Annotated in this window: 9 protein-coding genes; 7 read left to right on the top strand and 2 right to left on the bottom strand. The window is 72.4% G+C overall.

What is annotated here, in order from left to right:
• A partial coding sequence (locus QM582_RS08945; RefSeq protein WP_415083674.1) for a cation:proton antiporter occupies positions 1-1506 on the top strand: 1506 nt, incomplete at its 5' end.
• A 20-nt stretch (positions 1507-1526) separates the two neighbouring features.
• Here QM582_RS08945 and QM582_RS08950 read toward each other — a convergent pair.
• Complete coding sequence (locus tag QM582_RS08950; protein WP_415083676.1) at positions 1527-2933, bottom strand: hypothetical protein; 1407 nt, start codon at positions 2931-2933, stop codon at positions 1527-1529.
• A gap of 103 nt (positions 2934-3036) precedes the next feature.
• Between QM582_RS08950 and QM582_RS08955 the strand changes: the two genes are divergently transcribed.
• The 6 genes from QM582_RS08955 (at position 3037) to QM582_RS08980 (ending at position 6701) form a co-directional block, all read left to right on the top strand.
• Positions 3037-3414, top strand: coding sequence for a YidH family protein (locus tag QM582_RS08955; protein ID WP_415083677.1), 378 nt, complete (start codon positions 3037-3039; stop codon positions 3412-3414).
• Complete coding sequence (locus tag QM582_RS08960) at positions 3414-3761, top strand: DUF202 domain-containing protein (protein WP_415083679.1); 348 nt, start codon at positions 3414-3416, stop codon at positions 3759-3761. Before QM582_RS08955 ends, QM582_RS08960 begins: the two co-directional genes overlap by 1 nt.
• Before the next feature lie 50 nt (positions 3762-3811).
• Positions 3812-4234, top strand: coding sequence for a hypothetical protein (locus tag QM582_RS08965; RefSeq protein WP_415083681.1), 423 nt, complete (start codon positions 3812-3814; stop codon positions 4232-4234).
• Positions 4231-4539 carry a winged helix-turn-helix domain-containing protein gene (locus QM582_RS08970; RefSeq protein WP_415083683.1) on the top strand — a complete coding sequence of 103 codons (309 nt, stop codon included), beginning with the start codon at positions 4231-4233 and terminating at the stop codon, positions 4537-4539. The genes QM582_RS08965 and QM582_RS08970 overlap by 4 nt, the downstream gene beginning before the upstream one ends.
• A 79-nt stretch (positions 4540-4618) precedes the next feature.
• On the top strand, positions 4619-5341 hold the full coding sequence (locus tag QM582_RS08975; protein ID WP_415083684.1) for a YhfC family glutamic-type intramembrane protease: 723 nt from the start codon (positions 4619-4621) through the stop codon (positions 5339-5341).
• A 43-nt stretch (positions 5342-5384) separates the two neighbouring features.
• Positions 5385-6701, top strand: a complete 1317-nt coding sequence (locus QM582_RS08980) for an APC family permease (RefSeq protein ID WP_415083686.1) — start codon at positions 5385-5387, stop codon at positions 6699-6701.
• Here QM582_RS08980 and QM582_RS08985 read toward each other — a convergent pair.
• Positions 6648-7322: hypothetical protein (locus QM582_RS08985; RefSeq protein WP_415083687.1), on the bottom strand; the 675-nt coding region annotated here is incomplete at its 5' end. The genes QM582_RS08980 and QM582_RS08985 overlap by 54 nt on opposite strands.

Raw genomic sequence — 7322 nt, forward strand, 5'->3', positions numbered from 1 at the left:
GTCGCCCCGCCGGACGCCGTCGCGGCCGTGGCGGGGGCCCGCCGCGCCGGGCTGCCCCGCCGGGTGGTCACCATCCTGGAGGGCGAGTCGCTGCTCAACGACGCCACCGCCCTGGTCAGCCTGCGCACCGCGATCGGCGCCCTGGCCGCCTCGGTCACCTTCGCCGAGGTGGGCACCGACTTCGCACTGGCCGTGCTGGTCGGCCCGCTGGCCGGCTTCCTGGTGGCGAAGGTGTCGATCTGGCTGTTCAAGGTACTCACCGACCCACTGAGCAGCACCACGCTGACCTTCCTGATCCCGTTCGCCGCCTATGCGCTGGCGGAGAGCTTCCACGCCTCCGGCGTGCTGGCCGTGGTGGTCGCCGGCCTGATGGTGGGGCACGTCACCCCGGTGGTCCGCTCGGCGCCGGCCCGGCTCTCCACCTGGATGAACTGGTCCACCATCCAGTACGTGCTGGAGCACACCGTGTTCCTGCTGATCGGCCTGCACACCCACCAGATCCTGGACGCCGCGGCCGCCTACCCGTTCTCCAACCTGACCATCGCCGGGGTGTCGGTGGCGGTGCTGCTCACCGTGATCGGGCTGCGGGTCGTCTACGTGATGGCGATCCGCCCGTTCCTCAGCCGGCGGCACCGATCGCTGCCCTGGCAGGAGGCGGCGATCATCTCCTGGGCCGGGATGCGCGGCGTGGTCACCCTGGCCGCCGCGCTCACCCTGCCGGAGGAGACCCCGCTGCGGCCGGTGCTGCTGCTGATCGCCCTGGTCACGGTGGCCGGCACGCTGCTGATCCACGGCCTCAGCCTGCCGCTGGTGGCCCGGCTGCTCGGCGTCCGCGGCCCCGATCCGCGGGAGGACGCCTTGCAGGAGGCGATGGTCACCCAGCGCTCGGTGGTGGCCGGCGTCCAGGCGATGAAGGCCGGCGCCGGGCCGGAGGACACCGAACTGCTGGTCGGGCTGAAGCAGTCCGCCAAGCGCCGCGTCGACCTGCAGTGGGAGCGGCTGGGACGCGCCCGGCAGGGCGTCGAGAGCCGGGCGATGGCCTACCGCCGGCTGCGCCTGGTCGGACTGGCCGCGGAACGCGACAAGCTGCTGGAGATCCGCGACCGGGGCTTCGCCGACCATGCCGTGCTCAGCGCGCTGCTGTCCGAACTGGACGTCGAGGAGGCCAACCTGCTGTTCCGCGAGGACCGGGAGCGACAGGTGCGGGACGCGCCGCCGCGTCCGGTGGGCCAGGCACCGTGCAGCCATCTCGACGCGGCGCCCGCCGAGGTCGACTTCGAGGCGCACGGCGACTGCGTGGACTGCGTGGCCGCCGACCAGGATCCGGTCGAACTGCGGATGTGCCTGACCTGCGGGCACATCGCCTGCTGCGACTCCTCACCCGGCAAGCACGCCGCCCTGCACTTCCGGAAGACCGGGCATCCGGTGATGCGCTCGATCGAACCGGGCGAGCACTGGCGCTGGTGCTACATCGACCAGCTGCACGACGAGGGCCCCGAGGAGTGATCAGGAGAACGAGTCGTCGATCATCGCCAGAAGGAAACGGTGATTCTCGTCCCGGACAGCTTGGCGTCGAATCCTCTGATCTTCACGTCCTTGTAGAAATACCACCCCGCGCGCTTGGCGTTCAGGCCGTAGAAATGCACCGTCGTCGTCGACATCTTGCCCTCGACGATTCCGCTGCTGATCAGCTTCAGTTTGGCGGATCCGACCTTTCCACCCTTGCGCGTGGTCCAGCGGATCGTGGCTGTGCGCACCTTTTGGCCGCGCTTGGCCGTGACGTAGAACCCGCACCCTGAGGGAGCCAGCGACTTCTGCCTCAGGCACCAGGAGTACTTCTCCTTGGCCGCCGCCAAGACGGCCTTCTTGCCCGCCGCACTGAGCGAGACCGTGCCCGCTTCTGCCGTCTGCTCGGCAAGGTCGCGGACGACGATCGTGGTGGATCCGTAGGTGAGGTTCTTGTTGGTGGACGCGACCTTATACACGCCCGGGAATAGGCTCACCGTCGACTTCCATTTCGCCGTCACCCCGGCCAGACTCACCGGTGCCCACGACTCCGCCACGTCGGAGATGTCGACCTCTGCAGCAATATTGAGCAGCCAGAATCGGCCGTTGAACGGATACACCGGGAATGTGGTGGAGATCGGAGTTCCGTCCAGCGTGTAGCTGGCCGGAATATCCCGGGCGTTCGGATCGGCCACCTCGGGAACGGTGATGTTGGTGATCTTTCCGGCGGTCGCCTTGGCCAGCACCGCGTTGGTCAGGAAGGTGCTGTCCTCCGGGGCCACGCCTTTCAGGTTGATCGCGGCGGCAGCATCCCCGGCGTTCAGTGCCTCCAAGTAGGCGCGCACGGCGTCCGACCCCTTGGCGGGGCCCGACTGGACACCAGTCGAACTGGTCGGCTGCGGGCCGGCAGGGTTGTTGTTGCTGCTGTTGTTGTTCCGCACCGCCCAGATCACGCCGCCGATCAGCACCACGGCGAGGATCCCGCCGATCAGCCCGAAGAGCAGCCGGTTGGACCGGTTGGGCGGGGCCGGAGCGGGCGGCGGGGTGCCCCAGGGCTGCTGCGGACCGTAGGGCTGCTGACCGTACTGGCCGGGCGGGCCGTAGCCGCCGGCGGCGTACTGGTCGCCGCCGTACTGCTGCTCACCGCCGTAGGGGCCGGGGCCGTACTGGCCGGGCGCCGGGTACTGGCCGGGTTGCTGCTGACCCCAGCCGGCCGGCGGCTGCTGGCCCTGCGGCCAGCCCGGGTTCGGCTGCCAACCGGCGGGCGGCTGCGGACCCGACGGCTGGCTGGGCGGCTGCTGGCCGGCCCAACCGGCGGGCGTCCCCTGCCAGGCACCGGCGTCCGGACTGCCGTAGTTGCCCGGCGGCTGATTCGGCTGCTGAGGGTCGGAGTTGCCGCCGCTCGGAAAAGGTCCGTTCTGACTCACTGTGGGTGTCCTTCCCGCTGTGAGCAGAGAGTGTAGACGTCCAGGGGTTTGACCGTCCCGGCCCACTCCGGGAAGCGGGCGCGGCGGCGCTATCCTCACCCGCATGCAGTCCGATGGTTCCGGCGGCCGCTGGCCGGCGTGGGTGTACGGAGTCGGCGACGAGCCCGACCCACGGTTCAGCCTGGCCAACGAGCGCACCTTCCTGGCCTGGGTGCGCACCGGGCTGGCCTTCGTCACCGCCGGCCTCGGCATCGCCGCGCTGTCGCACTTCGCTCCCGCCACCGGCAGCCGGTTCATCGTGGCCGCCGTGGTGATGCTCGGCTGCGGCGTGCTGTGCGGCTTCACCGGGCTGGCCCGCTGGTCCCGCAACGAGCGCGCGATGCGGCTCGGCGCGCCGCTGATCCGTCCGTCCGTGCTGCCGATGCTGTCGGTGATCCTGCTGCTGATCGCCGGGCTGGCCGCCTTCACCCTGCTCGGCTGATGAGCAGCCCCGCCGAACGTCCGGACCGGATCTGGGATTCGGGGCTGCAGCCCGAACGAACCTCGCTGGCCTGGCAGCGGGTCAACCTGGCCGGGCTGGGCGCCAGCCTGGTCAGCGCCCGGCTGGTCGTCGAGGCCCATCCGGTGATCGGCTACACGCTGGCCGCGCTCAGCGCCGTGATCGCCGGCGTGGTCACCGTGCTGCACAGCCGGCGGCTGGTCCGCACCATCTCCGCGCTGTTCTCCGGGGCGCTGTTGCCGGACGGCCGGGTGCACGTCCTGCTGGTCGGCCTGCTGGTGCTGATCGCGGCGGGCGGGTTGGTGTTCCTGACCGGCGCAACGGGCTGATCGTTCGGAAAGTACTTTCCGATGTGGAAAGTACTTGCTATGGTGGCGGTATGGAACCCACGAACTACCAGCTCGCCCTCGCCCATGCCGACGAATTGGCCGGCCAGGGCGGCCGTTCGGCCCGCTGGCTGGCCCGCTACTACCTGGTCTTCGGTGTCGCCTCGCTGCTGATCGCCGTCGCCTTCGGGGTGCTCAGCGGACTGGTCTGGACGATCGTGCTGACCGTGCTCTGGGCCGCACTGATCACCGGGATCAGCATCTATGCCGGCCGGCAGCGGACGATGGTCCGCGGCGGCGGACGCGTCCACGCCTGGGTGATGACGGTGTGGACCCTGCTCTGGGCCGGCACCGTCGTCATCGGCAGCAGCTACCGGATGCCCTGGCCGTGGTGGCTGGCCGGCGGGCTGGCGCTGCTGGCGACCTGCGCCGTCGGCAGCTGGACGGTGCTGCGCCGGACGGGCGTCCGGCCGTGACCATCGACGAGCAATTCCACTCCCCGGTCCGGTTCTCGATCATGGCCACCCTGGTCGGCCTCGACCGGGCGGAATTCGCCTTCGTCCGCGACACCGTCGGAGTCTCCGACTCGGTGCTGTCCAAACAGGCCGGCGCCCTGGAGGCGGCCGGCTACCTGAAGATCACCAAGGGTCACGTCGGCAAACGGCCACGCACCTGGTACTCGCTCACCGATCAGGGCCGGGCCGCCTTCCGCGGCCACCTGGACGCCCTGCGCGCCCTCGCCGAGGCCGCCGCCGGCTACGCCGCCCAGCAGCCGCACTGACCCACCCCGCCACTCCTGGGAACCCGCATCGGGTTGCCCTGGCTCCGCCCTGCCCGAATGCCGCTGACAAGGAACGATCATGGTCCTCTCCGTCCCGCAACTGCTCGCCGTCGCCGTCGAACTCGCCCTGATGATCGTGCTGCCGGTGGCCGCTGCCGCCTGGTGGTGCCGGCGCCGTGGCGTGCCGGCCTCGGTGCCGCTGATCGCCGCCGGCTGCTATCTGCTCAACCTGGTGGTCAACGTCCCGCTGACCGCCGTCGTCTACCCCCGCCTCGGCCTGGCGCCGCTACTCACCCTCGGGCTGACCGCGCTCACCTACGGCGTCTGCGAGGAACTGGCCCGCTGGCTGTCGTTCCGGATCGGCTCGCTGCGCCGGCACCGGGACGCCGACGGCGGCATCGCCGCCGGGATCGGGCACGGCGGGACCGAGGCGATCATGTTCGGCCTGCCCTACTTGGTCGGCACGTTCAGCCTGCTGCTGGCGCCGGCGTCCGTGCCCGAGGCGACCCGGGCCCAGCTGAGCGCCGCCGACCCGCTGCTGTTCATCGGCACCGGCCTGGACCGGCTGCCCGCGATGGCGGCGCACCTGGTGTTCGCACTGCTGATCGTGCTGGCCTACCGGAAGGGCCCGCGGTTCCTGCTGCTGGCGATCGTCGCGCACGCCGGGATCGACTTCGTCATGTTCGCCCTGCGCGACCTGGCGCCGACCCCGGTCTTCGTCGGCGCCTGGACGCTGACCGGCCTGCTGGCCCTGGCCCTGGCCGTGCTGCTGTGGCGCCGCTCCCGCGCCGGCGCGGTGTAGTCTCCGCGAGCCGGGCGACACACTTTCGGACGAGGCGAGGCAGATGACACAGGGTGACCAGGGCGCCGGGCATCTGTCCGTCGGCCAGGGCGCGGCGCTGAGCATCGGCGCGGTCCTCGGCACCGGCGTCCTCACCCTGCCGGCGCTGGCCGCGGCCATCGCCGGCCCGGCGAGCCTGCTGTCCTGGCTGGCGCTGATCCTGTTGTCGTTGCCGATGGCCGGCACCTTCGCGGCCCTGGGCGCCCGCTACCCCGACGCCGGCGGGGTCTCCACCTACGTCCGCCGCGCCTTCGGCGGCCGGGCCGCAGCGATGGTCGGCTGGTGCTTCTACACCGCGGTGCCGGCGGCGGCGCCGGCCGCGGCGATGATGGCCGGACGCTACGTGGCGGACGCCCTGGGCGGCGGCCGGGTCACCGAGCTGGCCACCACGGCGGTGCTGATCGGCGTGGTCTGGGCGCTCAACGCGGCCGGGCTGCGGCTGTCCGGCCGGGTGCAGCTGGCGCTGGCCGCCGTCCTGGCCGCCCTGATGGTGCTCACCGTGGTGGTGGCGATCCCGCACGCCCGGCCGGACGCGGTCGGCCCGCTGCTGCCGCACGGCTGGGGCTCGGTGGCCTCCGCGGCCGGCCTGCTGGTCTGGGCGTTCGCCGGCTGGGAGGCGATGTCGTCGCTGGCCGCCGAGTACCGGGACCCGGCCCGCGCCGTGCCGCGAGCCACCGCGATCGCCCTGGTCACCGTCGGGGTGCTCTACCTGGCGCTGGCGGCCACCACGATCCTGGTGCTGGGCGCGGCGGCCGGCGACAGCGCGGCCCCGCTGTCGGACCTGATGGCGTTGAGCATCGGGCCGGCGGCGCGTCCGGCCACCGCGCTGGTGGCGGTGCTGCTCACCGTCGGCACGATGAACACCTTCTTCGCCGGCGCCGCCAAGCTCGGCGCGGCACTGGCCCGGGACGGTGCCCTGCCGGCCTGGTTCGCCGCCGGCAGCAACGCCGGTCAGGTGCCCCGGCGCAGCCTGCTGATCGTCGGCGGCGGCGGGCTGCTGTCGCTGGCGGTCTGTGCCGCGACCGGGCAGGACCTGACCACGATCATGCTGCTGGCCACCAGTTCGTTCACCACCGTGTACCTGCTGGGCAGCGCCGCGGCGGTCCGGCTGCTGCCCCCCGGCTGGGCCCGCCGGGGAGCGGCGGTGGCCGCCGCGGCGTCCGTCGCCCTCGCGGTCAGCATCGGGCTGCCGATGCTGTGGCCGGTCGGGGTGTCGGCACTGGCCGCGCTCTACCTGGCGCTGCGGCGTCCGTCCCGAGGCGCCGGTTCAGAGGCTGGTGCCCGGGATGGTGAGCCGGACGCCGAGCCAGGTGTGGTCTGACAGCGCCTTCGGGTCGACGATGGTCGCCGTCCCGGCCCCGATGCCGCCCCGGACGAAGACCGCGTCCACGGTCTGCTCGCCGGCGGCGTCCATCGTGTCGATCCGCGCGGTGGCCCGGGTCCACCCGTTCAGCCGCGGCTGGTTGCGGGCGAAGTCCCCGGCCAGGACGCAGGCACCGTGGTCGTCGGCCAGGGCGGCCGCCCGGGCGATGTCGGCGTCCTTCTGCTCGGTGGTGGCGATGCTCCGCGGCCGGACGTGCAGGCTGGCCAGGCCGACCCGTCCCCCGGTCTCGCGATGCACCAGCGGGACGGCGACCACGCCGTGGCCGAACGCCGATCCCGGGAAGAGCGCCGAGCGCCACGGACGCCAGGCCCACACCGTCGAGTCGAACAGCACGCCGACCGTCTTGCCCTTGACCGTCACCGTCTTCCACAGGTGCCCGGTGCGCCGGCCGAGTTCGGCCAGCATCGCCGTCCGGCCGGCCTCGGTGGTCTCGCAGACCGCCACCACGCTCCAGCCCTGCCCGGCCATCAGCGCGGCCCGGGCCCGCCAGGCCGCGTCGCTGACGTCCCCGTCGTAGCACTGGCAGTTGGCGACGCCGAGGCCGAACCCGGCCGCCAC

The sequence above is a fragment of the Micropruina sp. genome (genome assembly GCF_047607385.1).
In the GTDB taxonomy this organism is placed as follows: Bacteria; Actinomycetota; Actinomycetes; order Propionibacteriales; family Propionibacteriaceae; genus Micropruina.